The 15,325-nt window shown below is 60.3% G+C and carries 15 protein-coding genes; 9 read left to right on the top strand and 6 right to left on the bottom strand.

What is annotated here, in order from left to right; genetic code table 11:
• Positions 1-84 precede the first annotated feature (84 nt).
• Both AC07Y2_RS14040 and AC07Y2_RS14035 read right to left on the bottom strand, forming a co-directional pair.
• Positions 85-456, bottom strand: a complete 372-nt coding sequence (locus tag AC07Y2_RS14040) for a YajD family HNH nuclease (protein ID WP_007944009.1) — start codon at positions 454-456, stop codon at positions 85-87.
• Between the two features lie 48 nt (positions 457-504).
• Complete coding sequence (locus tag AC07Y2_RS14035) at positions 505-1,191, bottom strand: spermine/spermidine synthase domain-containing protein (protein ID WP_085666767.1); 687 nt, start codon at positions 1,189-1,191, stop codon at positions 505-507.
• Positions 1,192-1,270: 79 nt separating this feature from the next.
• Between AC07Y2_RS14035 and AC07Y2_RS14030 the strand changes: the two genes are divergently transcribed.
• A complete protein-coding gene (locus tag AC07Y2_RS14030) occupies positions 1,271-1,555 on the top strand; it encodes a hypothetical protein (protein ID WP_039772629.1) in 285 nt (94 codons plus the stop codon).
• Here AC07Y2_RS14030 and AC07Y2_RS14025 read toward each other — a convergent pair.
• Both AC07Y2_RS14025 and AC07Y2_RS14020 read right to left on the bottom strand, forming a co-directional pair.
• The gene (locus AC07Y2_RS14025; protein ID WP_007956482.1) at positions 1,552-2,025 is read right to left on the bottom strand and encodes a cyclic nucleotide-binding domain-containing protein; all 474 of its coding nucleotides are present in this window, start codon (positions 2,023-2,025) and stop codon (positions 1,552-1,554) included. The genes AC07Y2_RS14030 and AC07Y2_RS14025 overlap by 4 nt on opposite strands.
• A gap of 219 nt (positions 2,026-2,244) precedes the next feature.
• Complete coding sequence (locus AC07Y2_RS14020) at positions 2,245-4,299, bottom strand: S9 family peptidase (protein ID WP_103385776.1); 2,055 nt, start codon at positions 4,297-4,299, stop codon at positions 2,245-2,247.
• 1,150 nt (positions 4,300-5,449) lie between these two features.
• Here AC07Y2_RS14020 and ltrA point away from each other — a divergent pair.
• The 4 genes from ltrA to AC07Y2_RS14000 all read left to right on the top strand — a co-directional run bounded on the left by ltrA (position 5,450) and on the right by AC07Y2_RS14000 (position 9,092).
• Complete coding sequence (gene ltrA, locus AC07Y2_RS14015) at positions 5,450-7,147, top strand: group II intron reverse transcriptase/maturase (protein ID WP_103385775.1); 1,698 nt, start codon at positions 5,450-5,452, stop codon at positions 7,145-7,147.
• A 95-nt stretch (positions 7,148-7,242) separates the two neighbouring features.
• A complete protein-coding gene (locus AC07Y2_RS14010) occupies positions 7,243-7,743 on the top strand; it encodes an MFS transporter (protein WP_103385774.1) in 501 nt (166 codons plus the stop codon).
• Between the two features lie 16 nt (positions 7,744-7,759).
• Positions 7,760-8,536, top strand: a complete 777-nt coding sequence (locus AC07Y2_RS14005; protein ID WP_025110635.1) for a class II glutamine amidotransferase — start codon at positions 7,760-7,762, stop codon at positions 8,534-8,536.
• Between the two features lie 13 nt (positions 8,537-8,549).
• Positions 8,550-9,092, top strand: coding sequence for a DUF2937 family protein (locus tag AC07Y2_RS14000; RefSeq protein ID WP_007956487.1), 543 nt, complete (start codon positions 8,550-8,552; stop codon positions 9,090-9,092).
• 119 nt (positions 9,093-9,211) lie between these two features.
• On the opposite strand, the gene AC07Y2_RS13995 is transcribed toward AC07Y2_RS14000, so the two are convergent.
• Positions 9,212-10,123, bottom strand: coding sequence for a LysR family transcriptional regulator (locus tag AC07Y2_RS13995; protein WP_103385773.1), 912 nt, complete (start codon positions 10,121-10,123; stop codon positions 9,212-9,214).
• A 146-nt stretch (positions 10,124-10,269) separates the two neighbouring features.
• Here AC07Y2_RS13995 and AC07Y2_RS13990 point away from each other — a divergent pair, with 146 nt between their 5' ends.
• The 4 genes from AC07Y2_RS13990 to AC07Y2_RS13975 all read left to right on the top strand — a co-directional run bounded on the left by AC07Y2_RS13990 (position 10,270) and on the right by AC07Y2_RS13975 (position 13,991).
• A complete protein-coding gene (locus AC07Y2_RS13990) occupies positions 10,270-11,556 on the top strand; it encodes an MFS transporter (protein WP_064594172.1) in 1,287 nt (428 codons plus the stop codon).
• Positions 11,557-11,623: 67 nt separating this feature from the next.
• Positions 11,624-12,376: a 5-oxoprolinase subunit PxpA gene (locus AC07Y2_RS13985; protein WP_039772754.1), complete on the top strand. Its 753-nt coding sequence runs from the start codon at positions 11,624-11,626 to the stop codon at positions 12,374-12,376.
• Positions 12,373-13,077 (top strand): 5-oxoprolinase subunit B family protein, encoded by a 705-nt coding sequence (locus AC07Y2_RS13980; protein ID WP_039772620.1) that lies wholly within the window; start codon positions 12,373-12,375, stop codon positions 13,075-13,077. Before AC07Y2_RS13985 ends, AC07Y2_RS13980 begins: the two co-directional genes overlap by 4 nt.
• On the top strand, positions 13,074-13,991 hold the full coding sequence (locus tag AC07Y2_RS13975) for a 5-oxoprolinase subunit C family protein (RefSeq protein ID WP_103385772.1): 918 nt from the start codon (positions 13,074-13,076) through the stop codon (positions 13,989-13,991). The genes AC07Y2_RS13980 and AC07Y2_RS13975 overlap by 4 nt, the downstream gene beginning before the upstream one ends.
• A 150-nt stretch (positions 13,992-14,141) precedes the next feature.
• Here AC07Y2_RS13975 and AC07Y2_RS13970 read toward each other — a convergent pair whose 3' ends face one another.
• Entirely contained in the window at positions 14,142-15,320 is a 1,179-nt protein-coding gene (locus AC07Y2_RS13970) for a vWA domain-containing protein (RefSeq protein WP_016771218.1), read from the bottom strand.
• Between the last annotated feature and the right edge of the window lie 5 nt (positions 15,321-15,325).

The raw sequence follows: 15,325 nt of genomic DNA, 5'->3' as shown, positions 1-15,325 counted from the left end.
CTCCGCGTCCCAAAGCGGACGCAGAGCGTCCATTGAGGCATTCCCACGCAGAGCGTGGGAACGATCACATCAGAGTTGGGGAACTCAGTCTTCTTTTTTCATGAGACCGGCCAGTGCCGCAAACGGATTGTGCGTGGCCTTGGCGATTTTCGGCGTGCTCAGCGAGCCTTCGCCGAAATACTGCTGATCGGTGTAGCGCGAGTGTTCGTTGTCGTGGCAGTACAGGCATAGCAGTTCCCAGTTGGAACCGTCCTGCGGGTTGTTGTCGTGGTTGTGGTCGCGGTGGTGCACGGTCAGTTCGCTCAGGCGCTTGCCGGAAAACTCACGGGCGCAGCGGCCGCACACATGCGGGTACATCTTCAGGGCCTTGTCGCGGTAGCCCATTTCCTTGTCGCGCTGGTTGTCGGCGAGGATGCGATCCAGCTTCGAGGTGTTGGTCGGGGTGGACGAACTCATGGGTTCACCTTTGCAGAAGACTAATGACGGTTATGACGCAAGTTTAGCTCAGCCCTTGAGCTTCTCGGCAATCCAGATCGTGTGGCGCGTGCCCTTGTTGCCGTGGGCGAAGACCTGGACTTCCTCGGCCTTGAAACCGGCCTTCTTCAATTTGTCGGAAAACTGCCGGTCGGCGCTGGCCGACCACACCGCCAGCACGCCTTTGGGCCGCATCGCTTTGGCGCAGGCGGCCAGGCCTGCGGCGGAATACAGCCAGCTGTTGGCCTTCTGGGTCAGGCCTTCGGGGCCGTTGTCGACGTCGAGCATGATTGCGTCGAAACCGTTCGGCTCACTTTGCAGCACCTTGGCCACGTCTTCCTGACGGATCACCGTGCGCGGATCGAGCAGCGGGCGCCCGGACTTTTCACCGAGCGGGCCACGGTTCCACTCGACCACGCCGGGCACCAGTTCGGCGACCACCACTTCGGCACCTTTGCCCAGGTGCTTGAGCGCGGAGGCAAGGGTGAAGCCCATGCCCAGACCGCCGATCAGCACCCGCGAGTTCGGCCGGCCGGCGACCTTGCGGCACGGGATCTCGGCCAGCGCATCTTCGGAGCCGTGCATGCGGGTGTTCATCAATTGGCCGCCGTCGCCACCCTGGATCTTGATGACGAAGTCCTCGCCATACTCGAACAGGCACAGGGCGCCGCCGTTGTCAGGGATCGGCGTGGTGTCGAGCAGAACGAAACGTTTCATGGAAATCTCTACAGGGGGGAAGGCAAGCCGGCGCGTTGGGAGTAGCCTGAAGGCAGACTTCAGGCCAACGGAGCCCTTGATGAAGCGCACCATTCTAACGGTCATTACCCTGGCCGCGCTCTCGATAACTGCCGTACAGGCGCAACAGACGATTCCCGTCAGCCCGACACCGCAACCGGGCTCGCCCGGTACTGCGACGCCAACCCCGTATCCGCAGATCAGCCCGGTGCCGATTCCCAAAGCCGGCCCCGGCAGTGGCGGCCCGCCGCTGGTGCCGATCGAAATGCCCAGCCCGCCGACCAAGGATCAGCCATTGCCGGGCCTGGAACAGAACGACAGCAAGCCCAAATCCCCGGGGGGCTAGATCTGCTGGGCGGCGAGCTGGCCGTCGGCCATGCGCAGGCGTTTGGAGAGGGAGACGGCAAGGGCGCGGATGATCTTGGCGGCGATCTTCGGCGCGTCGTTGAGCATTTTTTCCAGCGAGTCCTTGCCGAGGTTGAGCAACTGGCAGTTGCTCGCCGCCACACAAGTCGCCGAACGGCGTTCGCCGTCGAGCACGGCCATTTCACCGAATGCCCGACCGCTGCGCAGGGTAGCCATGGTAACGACCTGACCGTCGCCGCCGGTTTTCTGCACGGCCACCTGGCCGGTGTGGATGATGCACATGAAACTGCCGGCATCGCCTTCGCGAAAGATCGCTTCGCCTTCAGCCACGGTGCTGATGCTGAAGTAACCCGAGGCGGCGGCGAAATCCGCCAGTTGCAATTGATCGAACAGGCCGCAGTCCATCAGCCAGTCGCGGATTTCGTTGTTCAGTAGAGTGGGTTCTGACATGTCGTGCGGTCTTTTTTTGTTTTCACTGTTTCAAGGCGTTGCACAGAACTCCTGTGGGAGCGAGCCTGCTCGCGATGGCGGAGTGTCAGCCAACATCAACATGACTGACAGATTGCTATCGTCGGATCGCCGCCCGGAGCAGGCTCGCTCCCACAGGGGATTGATGTGCTATCGGCCTATCGGGTCTGGAATTAAGACCCAAGTGACCGGCGGAGTTCCTCAGGCGATGCCCAGAACCTTGAAAACAAATGCATATTCGAGCGCTACGTCACGTAATCCCTGATAACGCCCGCTCATGCCGCCGTGGCCGGCGCCCAGTTCGGTCTTGAGCAGCAATGGATTGTCATCGGTCTTGGTCGCGCGCAATTTCGCAACCCACTTGGCTGCTTCCCAATATTGCACGCGGCTGTCGTTGTAGCCGGCGATCACCAGTGTTGCGGGATACGCCTGTGCAGTGACGTTTTCGTACGGCGCATAGGCCTTGATCCGCTCGTAGACCTCCGGCTCTTCGGGATTGCCCCACTCGTCGTATTCAGTGACGGTCAGCGGCAGATCCGGGTCGAGCATGGTGTTAAGCACGTCGACGAACGGCACTTCGGCAATCGCCACACCGAACAGATCCGGACGCTGGTTGAGCACAGCACCGATCAGCAGGCCACCGGCGCTGCCACCGCTGATCGCCAGTTGTGGCGCGGTGGTGATGCCGTTGAGGATCAGGAATTCGGCGCAGGCGATGAAGTCGCTGAAGGTGTTGTGCTTGTGCTCCTGCTTGCCAGCGCGGTACCACGCTTCGCCCAGCTCACCGCCGCCGCGCACGTGGGCGATGGCGAACGCCATGCCGCGATCCAGCAGACTCAGGCGGGCGTGGGAGAACCACGGGTCGAGGCTTGAACCGTAGGCGCCGTAACCGTACAGGTACAACGGCACGGGTTTGCCAACCATTTCCCGTTTCATCACCAGGCTGATCGGCACCTGGGTGCCGTCCGGCGCGGTCGCCCACAGGCGCTGGCTGACGTAGGCGTCGGCGTCGAACGGGCCGAGCACCGGGGTTTCCTTGAGGACAGTCTGCTCGCCGGTGGCGAGGATCAGTTGCCGAACCTGAGCCGGACGATTCAACGCCTCGTAGCGCAGGCGGATGCGGTCGCTTTCGAATTCCAGGCTGTTTTGCACGTAGAGGCTGTAGGCCGCGTCCGGCAATTGCACGCGATAAGGCGCCAGACCGTGTGGGCGCACTTCAATGATCGGCAGCCCGCCTTCGCGCAGGCTCAGGGTCAGGGCTTCGGCATTGAGGGTCACGCCATCGAGCATCACCGAATCGCTGTGTGGGATCAGGTTCTGCCAGTCGGCTTCGCTCGGTGCGATGCCGGTGTCCGGCGCCTGATACAGGGCGAAGTTGATGCCGTCGCGGTTGGTGCGGATGAACCAGGTCCACTCACCATCGAGCTTGCCGTGGTCGACGTCGTATTCGTGATCCTCGACCCGTGGCGCCAGGCAGGTGAACGGCTGCTGCGGCTGATGGGCGTCCAGCGCCCAGACTTCGCTGGTGGTCTTGCTGCTCAGCGACAACAGCAATTGCTGCTCGGAGCTGGCGCGGTAGCAGTGCAGGAAGAAACGCCCGTCCGGTTCGTGGAACACCTCTTCGGCGGCCGTGCCGTCGAGGCGATAGCGGAACAGCTTGTGCGGGCGATGGGTGTCGTCGAGCACACCGAAGAACAGCGTCAGGCTGTCATTGGCCCAGGTCATGCTGCCGTCGCAGTCCTGGAATTCCAGTTCGCTGACGCGCTCGCTGGACAATTCCTTCACGAACAGCGTGTAAATCTCATCGCCCGAGGCGTCGACGCTGTAGGCCAGACGCTGGTGATCCGGGCTGATGCTGAAGGCGCCGAGGGAGAAAAAGCCGCCGTTGGCCAGTGCGTTCGGATCGAGCAGCAGTTGTTCGCGGCTTTCGTCGAGGGTCAGGCTGTCATCGGCCGGGCGCGGGCAGCGGTAGTGGCGGGCATATTCGTCACCCGCTGTGGTGCGGGTGTAATACAGGTACGGGCCCCATGGCGAGGGGAGGGACAGATCGGTTTCGAGGATCCGGCCCTTGATCTCTTCGAACAGGGTTTCGCGCAGCTCGGCCTGATCGGCGGTCTGTGCCTGCTGGTAGTCGTTTTCAGCCTTGAGGTAGTCGAGCACCGCGTCGGTGTCGCGTTCCTGCAGCCAGGCGTACGGGTCGTGACCGGCGGCCTTGTGGGCAATCGGGGCGCTGATGACGTTGGCGGATACGGGCATGGAAAGCTCTCGGACATGACAAATAAGGGCAGCACGGACGGCGGGGAAGCCTGACGTGCGAAAAGTCGTTACTATAAGCGCCTCTGTGCGACACGCGTAGCGTGTCTTCAAGACTTCGAGGTGGATGGTCATCTTGAAGGGCTGTTTGATTACAGCCAAGGCTGGAGTACCCAATCTCCGGAATAAAAATCCATCAAAGAAGTCCACTGCCTTCAAGGACTTACCGTTGCGGCGGGGCAGGCCCACAGTCCATCAGCATTCAAATTATTGACTGGAGGAAAGATCTTTTTCTTTCCTGAATGCACACTAAATCATCGGTTCTTACAGAACCTCACCCCAGCGGGAAAGAATCCCCGCAAGGGTTTTCTCCTGCTTCTGAAACAGGAGGAAACGCTTTTCTGAGCCTGCTGATTCGTTCAGTGCTTGCTTACTCATCTGAAGACTCGAGCGAAAGCTCTGTCTGTCATTGTCCATCTAGCTTGCTCGCAAGGTAGCAGCGGACTCGTTGTGCGACCAACGATAGCCTAGGAAAACATGCGTCATTGGCGACGATGAGGTGTGAAGCTTTTCTAACAACGTAGCCCCTGGAAAGGTCTGCAGCCACCGTGAGGGGTTGTAGAGATGCTCGGAGCTGAACCGGGTTGAGGCGCCAGGCTGGTTGGCATGGGCAACATATGTGAACTGCTGATAAACGTCGTAATTATAAACAAGCCAAAACAGCTGTCAGGCTTGAGCCAAAAGGCAAAGTGATCGGATATCTCTGTAGAGGCTGGAGGTACGTCGTCATCAGGATCACCGGCGAAAAGGCAGGCCCTAAACCAATCGTGTGACAGGCAGGGAACGTGGTAAACCCGTATAGCTGCCTTCGGGCAGGTGAACCGCAAGGGGATCTGTTGGCTGTGCGGGTATGGGATCGCAGAGAAAGCGAAAGCCGATCTGTAATGGATCGGATAGAGGTTGAAACATCACCTCACGGGAAACCGGGCAGACTTCTGCGTGGTCTTTCGTCGCATGAACTCTGACTGAGTCTGTCTCAATAATTTCAGAAACCTGCGGTTGAGGTTTCCCATTAATTCACCCCTGACGGGACGTCCATTCCCGTCAGGGGATGCGTACGTCTTCAGCTCAGGCAACTTGAGAGGAAGGCAGCATGAAAGTACACAGCCCTACGGCCGTGTCTGCGCCTTCCGGCGCTCCGCAACAATGGCATGACATCGATTGGTGGCGTGTTCAGCGGAATGTCCGGGCGATGCAGTTACGGATTGCGAAGGCTTGTCGGGAAGGCAAGTGGCGCAGGGTTAACTCCCTGCAACGAATGCTGACCCGCTCTCGTTCGGCCAGATATTTGGCTGTTCGGCGAGTCACTGAAAACCAGGGCAAGCGCACGGCCGGAGTCGACCGAGTGCTCTGGGATACACCCGATGCCAAATGGAAAGCGGCAAACGGGTTGAAGCGCCACGGATACAAACCACGGCCTTTAAGGCGTGTGTTCATTCCGAAGTCAAACGGGAAGGAGCGCCCACTAGGCATTCCGACCATGACTGACAGGGCCATGCAGGCTCTATACCTGCTAGCTCTGGCGCCCATTGCAGAAACCACCGGAGATCCGAACAGCTACGGCTTCAGGATCGAGCGCTCTACCGCAGACGCAATGGGACAGCTGTTCATCTGCTTATCCAAGAAGGTCTCGGCCGAATGGGTACTGGAGGCGGACATCAAAGGTTGCTTTGACCATATCAACCATGACTGGCTGATCGCCAATGTCCCTACGGACAAAACGATCCTCCGGAAATGGTTGAAGGCTGGAGTGATTCATAAAGGCCAGCTTCAGGCAACGGATGCCGGTACGCCACAAGGCGGGATCATCTCGCCGACTTTGGCAAATATGGTGCTGGATGGATTGGAGTCACAGCTCAAGCAACACTTGGGCGTGACGAAGGCCAAGAAGCTGAAAATCAATGTGGTGCGCTATGCGGATGACTTTGTGATTACCGGAAACTCGAAAGAGATGCTGGAAAGCGAAATCAGACCTTGGGTGGAGCAATTCCTCGCTGTGCGAGGATTGCAGCTGTCACTCGAGAAAACCCGCGTGGTTCACATAGACGAAGGCTTTGACTTTCTGGGATGGAATTTCCGCAAGTACGAAGGAAAGCTCCTGATCAAGCCAAGCAAGAAAAACGTGAAAGCGTTCTATCGCAAGGTGAAGGACGTCATCAGTACCAACAAAACGGCAAAGCAAGAGGATCTGATCCAACGGCTGAATCCGATACTGCGTGGCTGGGCGATGTACCACCAGCCAGTGGTTGCCAAGAAGGCGTTTAGCAGAATGGATAACTCTGTTTTCCATGCTCTTTGGCGTTGGGCGAAAAGGCGACATCCTAATAAATCGTTGGAATGGGTCAGGAGAGGTTATTTCCAACCCCATGAAGGCAGAAGTTGGGTGTTCGCCACCATGGCGATGAGGACGGACGGGACCAAAGCAATAGCTCCCCTGTACTCAATAGCGAGCACTGCGATCGAGCGGCATAGAAAGGTGAGCGGGGAATACAACCCCTTCGATCCCTCCATGGAGGAAATGGGAGAGAAATTGCGAATGGTGCGAATGCTTAAAAAGCTGAAGTATCGGAAACAGATCGTAAGTCTCTTTCAAAGCCAAAAAGGTCTATGTCCGCTGTGCAAGCAGCCTATTACCAAGGAAAGCGGGTGGCACGACCATCATGTAATCCACCGCTCCCAAGGCGGTGGAGACACCTTGGATAACCGAGTACTATTGCATCCAGTTTGTCATCAGCAGCTACACAGCCGTGGATTGACAGTAAACAAGCCGGCTCCAACCGGGGCTTTCTAAAGACTTGAGCCGTATGCGTTGAAAGGCGCACGTACGGTTCTTAGGGGGAGGCAGACCAGTAATGGTGTGTCTCTACCCGACTTGCCTGCCTTGCCATGGACACCATGACCGAGAACGACTATCTGATCGCCTGGGGCCTTTACGCCTTTGCCGCCGTGGGCTGCCTGCTGGTGTGGATGCGCATGACCCGCTGGATGTGGCGTTGGCTGCGCGAGCCGCTGCGTGTGCTGATGGCGGTGTTGCTGTTCAGCCCGACCATCATTGACCCGGTGAAGGAAAAATTTGCCCCGGCCATCGCCATCACCGTGCTGGATCTGGCGTTCAAGGTCGGCAATAACGCCTGGCGCGCCATTTCCGAACTGCTCATGTACGCCATGATCGCGTTCGGTCTGTATCTGATTTTTGTGCTGATCCGCCTGCCGATCGAACGCGCCTCCAAGGCCCGCCGGGAGCAGGCTGAAGCCGCCCGCGCAGCGGCCCGTGCCGAAGACGAGCGCGACGCCGATCAACCGTTCGGCGGCGCCGGCGATGACCGCTACGGTCGCCCGCCGGTGCCGAGCAATCCGCAGCGCATGCGGGTCGAGCCGCGTCTGTAATCACGAGAGTCCGCACATGTGTGAATTACTGGGCATGAGTGCCAACGTGCCGACCGATATCGTGTTCAGCTTCACCGGGCTGATGCAGCGCGGCGGTCGCACCGGGCCACATCGCGACGGCTGGGGCATCGCCTTCTACGAAGGTCGTGGGCTGCGCCTGTTCCAGGATCCGGCGGCCAGCAGCGAGTCGGAAGTGGCCAATCTGGTGCAGCGTTATCCGATCAAGAGCGAAGTGGTCATCGGGCATATCCGTCAGGCCAACGTCGGCAAGGTCTGTCTGTCCAACACCCACCCGTTCGTCCGCGAACTGTGGGGGCGCAACTGGTGCTTCGCGCACAACGGTCAGCTCGCCGATTTCACCCCGATCAAGAGTTTCTACCGCCCGGTCGGCGATACCGACAGCGAAGCGGCGTTCTGCGATTTGCTCAACCGGGTACGTGCAGCGTTTCCGGAACCGGTCGATATAGAAGTGCTGCTGCCGGATCTGGTCGCGGCCTGCGCTGAATATCGCAGCAAAGGCGTGTTCAACTGCCTGCTCAGCGACGGCGACTGGCTGTTCTGCTATTGCTCGACCAAACTGGCGCAGATCACCCGACGCGCACCGTTTGGCCCGGCGCGGCTCAAGGATGTCGATGTGATCGTCGATTTCCAGGCCGAAACCACGCCCAACGACGTGGTCACGGTGATTGCCACCGAACCCTTGACCGAAAACGAAACCTGGACCCGCTACGAACCGGGCCAATGGAGCCTGTGGCGACGCGGCGAATGCGTCAGCCAGGGCACGACCGAATAAGGATTGCACCCCCATGTTGCTCAGTTATCTACGGCTGGTGTTGTTTGCGGCGGGCCTGTTGATCGGTGTCCAGGTGCCGGGCTTCATCAACGATTACGCCAAGCGGGTCGAAGCGCACCTGATCGAGGCGCAGACTGGTCTACGCGGCTTCCAGGGCACCGCCGAGCAGTTTTTCAAGGGTGATATCCAGGCACTGGTCGCCCACTATCGAGCCAGCGAAGATCCGGTGTTTCGCAGCGATGCCGACAGCCTGAGCACCTTGCTCAACCGTCAGCTGGCGCTGGACAAGCAATTCCAGGCGATGCAGGGCCCGTGGTACATCCGCTTCCTGCAAGTGGTGCTGGCCGCCGACCCGGACATCCGCAAGGAAACCTGGAACGGCTACAGCTACCAGATCCTGCTGACGCCGGAAGCGATGATCTGGGGCATGAGCGGCGCGCTGCTGCTGTCGTTTGGTCTTGAATGCCTGTTCCGTCTGATCGACTGGGTGGTGCTGGGCGGCAAGCGCCTGCGCCAGAGCCGGCCGATCGAAGACCGGGATGTGCGCGGGCTGTAAGCCTTATGAAGATCGTTCCCACGCTCCGCGTGGGAATGCAGCCCGGGACGCTCCGCGTCCCTTCCAAAGCCGAACGCGGAGCGTCCGTTTAGGCATTCCCACGCAGAGCGTGGGAACGATCAACTTAGAACGACGTAATCCGTACCTACCTTGCGCGCATACCCCTCCAGCACCTGCTGACACAGCGTCACAATCTCCTCGACCCATTCCACACCGACTCGCCACGACACCACCACCTGCAGATTCGGCGGTCGCTGTTCGATGTCAAGCAGGGTCAATTCACCCCGCGCCAGTTCCTCGGCCACCAGCACCGGCGGCAACGCGCCAATGCCAAACCCGTCGCGCAACAGCCGGGTGATCGCCGACACCGAGTTCACACAGTTCAGCCGTGGCGCCAGTACGCCCTGGGCCTGCATCAGCGCCAGGATGTCCTGATGCGGCCGGGAGTTTTTCGAGTAGGTGATTATGCGTTCCTGCGCCAGGTCGGCGAGGTTTTGGTAGTCGCGGTTGTAGATCGAATGGCTGGCGACGATCCAGCCAATGGGGTGGCTGGCCAGCTCCAGGCTGCGCACGCTTTCCTGGCGCACCAGATCGGTTTGCAGGATCAGATCGAGAAAGCCTTTTTGCAGCTGATCGCAGAGGTTCAGCGAGGTATCCGCCACCAGCTCGATTTCCACCCTTGGGTACAGATCGGTCATCTGCGCCACCAGCGGGCTGAGCCAGGTGTGGATCACCGTGTCCATCACCCCGATGCGCACCCGGCCGACCTTGCTCGATCGGGTCTCGATCGACTGCTTCAGCGCCTGCATCGTGTCGAGCATCTGCTCGGCATAATCCAGCACTTTCAAACCTTCGGGCGTCAGACTAACGCCGCGTGAGTCACGCAGGAACAGCTTCACCCCGAGCTCGCCTTCGAGTACTGCAATCCGGCTGGAAATCGAAGCCTGGGTGGTGAACAGCTTGTCGGCGGTCAGGCGAAAACTTTTCAGCCGGGCGACCCAGACGAAGGTTTCGAGAAACTTCAGGTTCATGGCAACAAATTTTTCTTATGTCTTGGGCGGGTTTTTATTCGTTGGACGCGACCGGGTGACGCACCCAAGAATCGACGCATCCGGTTCCCACGATAGGCGTCGTCGGAGCTTCGAACAAGACTAATAAAAGCCTGCGGAGACATGCCATGAGTGCGCCCGACACCCTCGACCTCCCCAAGACTGCGGCCCGTCCCGGCCCGTTCGACTGGTATCGCAACATCAATCAGCAGGAGCGCCGGACCTTCTGGAGCTGCAAGATCGGCTACGGTCTGGACGGCATGGACACCCAGATGCTCAGCTTCGTGGTGCCGACCCTGATCGCGATGTGGGGCATCACCACTGGCGAGGCCGGGCTGATCCACACCAGTACTCTGATCGCTTCGGCCATCGGCGGTTGGGTGGCGGGGATTCTCTCCGACCGCATCGGCCGCGTGCGCACCCTGCAACTGACGGTGCTGTGGTTCGCCTTCTTCACTTTCCTTTGCGGCTTCGCCCAAAACTACGAACAACTGCTGATCGCCCGAACCCTGATGGGCTTCGGTTTCGGCGGTGAATGGACCGCCGGCGCGGTGCTGATCGGTGAAGTGATCCGCGCCAAGGATCGCGGCAAGGCGGTGGGCATGGTGCAATCCGGCTGGGCGCTGGGTTGGGGGCTGACGGCGATTCTGTACGCGCTGCTGTTCTCGGTGCTGCCACCGGAAGACGCCTGGCGCGCACTGTTCATCCTCGGCATCGTGCCGGCGGTGTTCGTGATTTTTGTCCGGCGTCTGGTGAAAGACCCGGAGATCTACCGCGAAGCCAAAGCCAAGCAAACCCCGGACAGCCCGTCGAAGTTCTACGAGATCTTCGCCCCCGGCATGCTCTTCACCACGATTCGCGCCTCACTGCTGACCACCGGCGCCCTCGGCGGTTATTACGCGATCACCTCCTGGCTGCCGACTTTTCTGAAGAACGAACGCGGCTTGAGCGTACTCGGCACCGGCGGTTATCTGGCGATGGTGATCATCGGTTCCTACGTCGGTTATGTGATCAGCGCCTATTTGACCGACCTGCTGGGCCGCAAGAAGAACTTCATCCTGTTCGCGGTCGGCTCGTTCACCATCGTTCTGCTCTACACCCAATTACCGGTCAGCAATGGCGTGATGCTGTGGTTGGGTTTCCCGCTGGGCTTCTTCGCCTCGGGGATTTTCAGTGGCATGGGCGCGTTTCTCACCGAGCTGTTTCCAACCCGGATTCGCGGCTCGGGGCAGGGCTTCTGCTACAACATCGGCCGGGCACTGGCGGCGTTGTTCCCGCTGTTGATCGGGTTGCTCAGCCAGAAAGTGCCGCTGAGTGTAGGCATCGGTGCCTTTGCGGCGGTGTCCTACGGGGTGGTGATTCTCGCGGCGTTGAGCCTGCCGGAAACCCGTGGCAAGCAACTGGACGCGCAGTAACTGATAACCTGCGGGACACTGTCTGTCCCACAGCAAAAAAAAGAAAAGAACTACAGGAGTGTTCACCGTGAGCCGCCTGCTATTGAACTGTGACATCGGCGAGAGCTTCGGCAGCTGGACCATGGGTCTGGACGCGGAAGTCATGCCCTTCATCGACTGCGCCAACATTGCCTGCGGCTTTCACGCCGGCGACCCGAGCATCATGCGCAAGACCGTCAGCCTGGCCCTGAGCCACGGCGTGCAGATCGGTGCGCATCCGGCCTATCAGGATCTGGTGGGGTTCGGCCGCCGCTCCATGGCCTACACCGCCCAGGAACTGCAAGACATCCTGCATTACCAGATCGGCGCCCTCGACGGCATTTGCCGTGCCCAAGGTGGCAAAGTCAGTTACGTCAAACCCCACGGCGCGATGTACAACGACATGATGGCCAACCCGGCGCAGTTGCGGGCGGTGATTCAGGCCGTCGCGGCTTACGATCGCAGCCTGCCACTGATGCTGATGGCCACCCGCGATAACACGGCCGCGCAACAGCTCGGCGACGAATACGGCGTGACCCTGTGGTTCGAAGCCTTCGCCGACCGCGCCTACGACAGCGTCGGCCGACTGGTCTCGCGACAACTGCCGGGCGCGGTGCACCACGATTCCGAAACCATCATCGGGCAAGCGCTGACCATCGCCCGTGGCGACAACCTCACGGCCAGCGACGGCAGCGCGCTGCACCTGCAAGCCAACACTTTGTGCGTGCACGGTGACAACGCCAGTTCAGTGGCTGCCGTGCAGCGCATTCGTCAGGCCCTGAACGAGCAGAGCGCGCCATGAATCTGCGGGTGGAAGTGGTGGCGCTGGATTGCCTGATGCTGCGCCTGTTCGATGAAATCGCCGAAGCCAACATGCCGTGGATGCTCGCCGCCAGTGAGCGGTTGCGCACGGTGTTCGGCGCACATCTGATCGATCTGGTGCCGTCGTACACCACGTTGATGGTGCATTACGACCTGACCGAATTGAATCCGGGTCAGGCTCGCGAATTGATCGCCGAAGCCTTGATCGACCTGTCGCCGAACGCGCGCACCGGCGGCCAGTGTCATGTGCTACCGGTGTGGTACGACCTGAGCGTCGGACCGGAATTGAGTCTGCTGTCACAACGCAGCGGTTTGGCGGTGGAAGAAGTGATCCGCCGTCACAGTGCTCGTGAATATCAGGTGTTCGCCCTAGGCTTTGCGCCGGGTTTCGCGTTCATGGGGCTGGTGGAAGAAGTTCTCGCGGCACCACGTCTGAATACCCCACGCAAGAAAGTCGCCGCCGGCAGCGTCGGCATCGCCGAGCGGCAGACGGCCGCGTATCCGGTGGTGTCTCCCGGTGGCTGGAACCTGATCGGTCGCACGCCGGCAAAACTGTTCGACCGTGAACGCGATGGCTACAGCCTCATGCAGCCCGGGGATACCGTGCGTTTTGAAGCGGTGAGCCACGCCGAATTCATCCGCCTCGGTGGTGACGACACGCCTCTGGAGGCCCTGGCATGAGCCGACTGACGATTGAAGCGAGTACGCCGCTGTGCCTGTTGCAGGATGCCGGGCGGTTTGGCGTGCGCCATCTGGGCGTGACTCAGGGCGGCGCGGCGGACTGGCGGTCGATGGCCTGGGCCAACTGGCTGCTGGGCAATGGCCTGGACTTGCCGGTGATCGAAATCACCCTCGGCGGGTTTACGGTGGTGGCGCAAGAGGATTGTCTGCTGGCAATGGCTGGCGCGGATCTTGGCGCGCAGATCGACGGTGAGGGGTTGGCGCCGTGGCGCAGTTTCAAACTGCGCAAAGGGCAGACCTTGAAGTTCACCCAACCGTTGCTGGGGGCTCGGGCCTATCTAGCGGCGCCCGGCGGTTTCAGTGCGCCGAAAGTGCTGGGCAGCAGTGCCACGGTGGTGCGTGAGGAGCTTGGCGGTCTTGATGGTTTTGGATTGCCGCTGGCCAAGGGCGCTTCGCTGAGTTATCAGGGCGAAACCCTGTTGGTGCGTGAGGTTCCGGCGGAGCATCGACCGGACCTGCGCCTCGACGCGCCACTGGATCTGGTGCTCGGCGCGCAGATCGGTCAGTTCAGCGGGCAGAGTCTGTTCGATGCCTTCAACCGTGCCTGGACGCTGGACAGTCGCGCCGATCGCATGGGTATTCGTCTGTTGGGCACGGCGTTGCAGTATCAGGGCAAACCGATGATTTCCGAGGGCATTCCGCTGGGCGCGGTGCAGGTGCCGCCGGACGGGCAGCCGATCGTGTTGCTCAATGATCGGCAGACCATTGGCGGCTATCCGCGATTGGGTGCCTTGACGCCGCTGGCGCTGGCTCGACTGGCACAGTGTCTGCCGGGGGCGAAGGTCAGATTGCGCCCGGTGGTGCAGGACGTCGCACACCGGGAACACCTCGAATATCTACAGCGCTTTACTTGATCGTTCCCACGTCGAACGCGTCTGCGTTTGATCGTTCCCACGCTCCGCGTGGGAATGCCGCCCGGGACGCTCCGCGTCCCAGTGACGCAGAGCGTCACTTGATGCATTCCCACGCAGACGGTTCGACGCCTCGACATGGGAACCATCCGCTTACTTGGACAGAAACCGCATCCCCTCTTCCAGCCCGCGCAACGTCAGCGGATACATCTGATCCTCGATCAAGTCCCGCACGATATTGGTCGACGATGTATAGCCCCACGTATCTTTCGGATACGGATTGATCCAGATGAGCTTCTTGTACTTCTCCATGAAGCGCTGCATCCACACGTAACCCGGCTCTTCGTTCCAGTGCTCGACGCTGCCGCCAGCCTGGGTGATTTCATAAGGCGCCATCGCGGCGTCACCGATGAAGATCACTTTGTAGTCGGCGCCGTACTTGTGCAGCAGGTCCTGGGTCGACGTGCGCTCGGAAGTGCGGCGCATGTTGTTCTTCCACACCGATTCATAAATGAAGTTGTGGAAGTAGAAGTACTCCAGATGCTTGAACTCGGTCTTGCAGGCCGAGAACAATTCCTCGCAGATCTTCACGTGGGCGTCCATCGAGCCGCCGATGTCGAACAGCAGCAACAGCTTCACCGTGTTGCGCCGTTCCGGGCGCATCTGGATGTTCAGCAGGCCGGCATCCTTGGCGGTGTGGTCGATGGTGCCGTCGATGTCCAGCTCTTCCGCCGCGCCCTGACGAGCGAATTTGCGCAGGCGACGCAGGGCGACCTTGATGTTACGGGTGCCCAGTTCCACGGAATCGTCGAGGTTCTTGTACTCGCGCTGATCCCAGACTTTCACCGCTTTGCCCTGGCGCTTGCCGGCATCGCCGACCCGGATGCCTTCCGGGTTGAAACCGCCGGAGCCGAACGGGCTGGTGCCGCCGGTGCCGATCCATTTGTTGCCGCCGGCGTGGCGTTCCTTCTGTTCTTCCAGACGTTTCTTGAACTCTTCGATCAGCTTGTCCAGGCCGCCGAGGGACTGGATCTGCGCGCGTTCCTCGTCGCTCAGCGAACGCTCGAATTCCTTGCGCAACCAGTCTTCGGGGATCAGCGCCTGCAAGTGATCGTCGAGCTTTTCCAGACCGTTGAAGTAGGCGCCGAACGCACGGTCGAACTTGTCGAAATGCCGTTCGTCCTTCACCAGAATCGCCCGCGACAAGTAGTAAAACTCGTCCATGTCGGCGAAGGTGACGCGCTGTTTCAGCGCGTTGATCAGGTCGAGCAGCTCGCGCACCGAGACCGGCACCTTGGCTGCACGCATTTCATTGAACAGGTTGAGCAACATGGCAT

The organism is Pseudomonas sp. GW456-12-1-14-TSB6 (genome assembly GCF_059424205.1).
The sequence above is the reverse complement of the archived record's forward strand: the minus strand, read 5'-3'. Positions and strand labels throughout refer to the sequence as shown.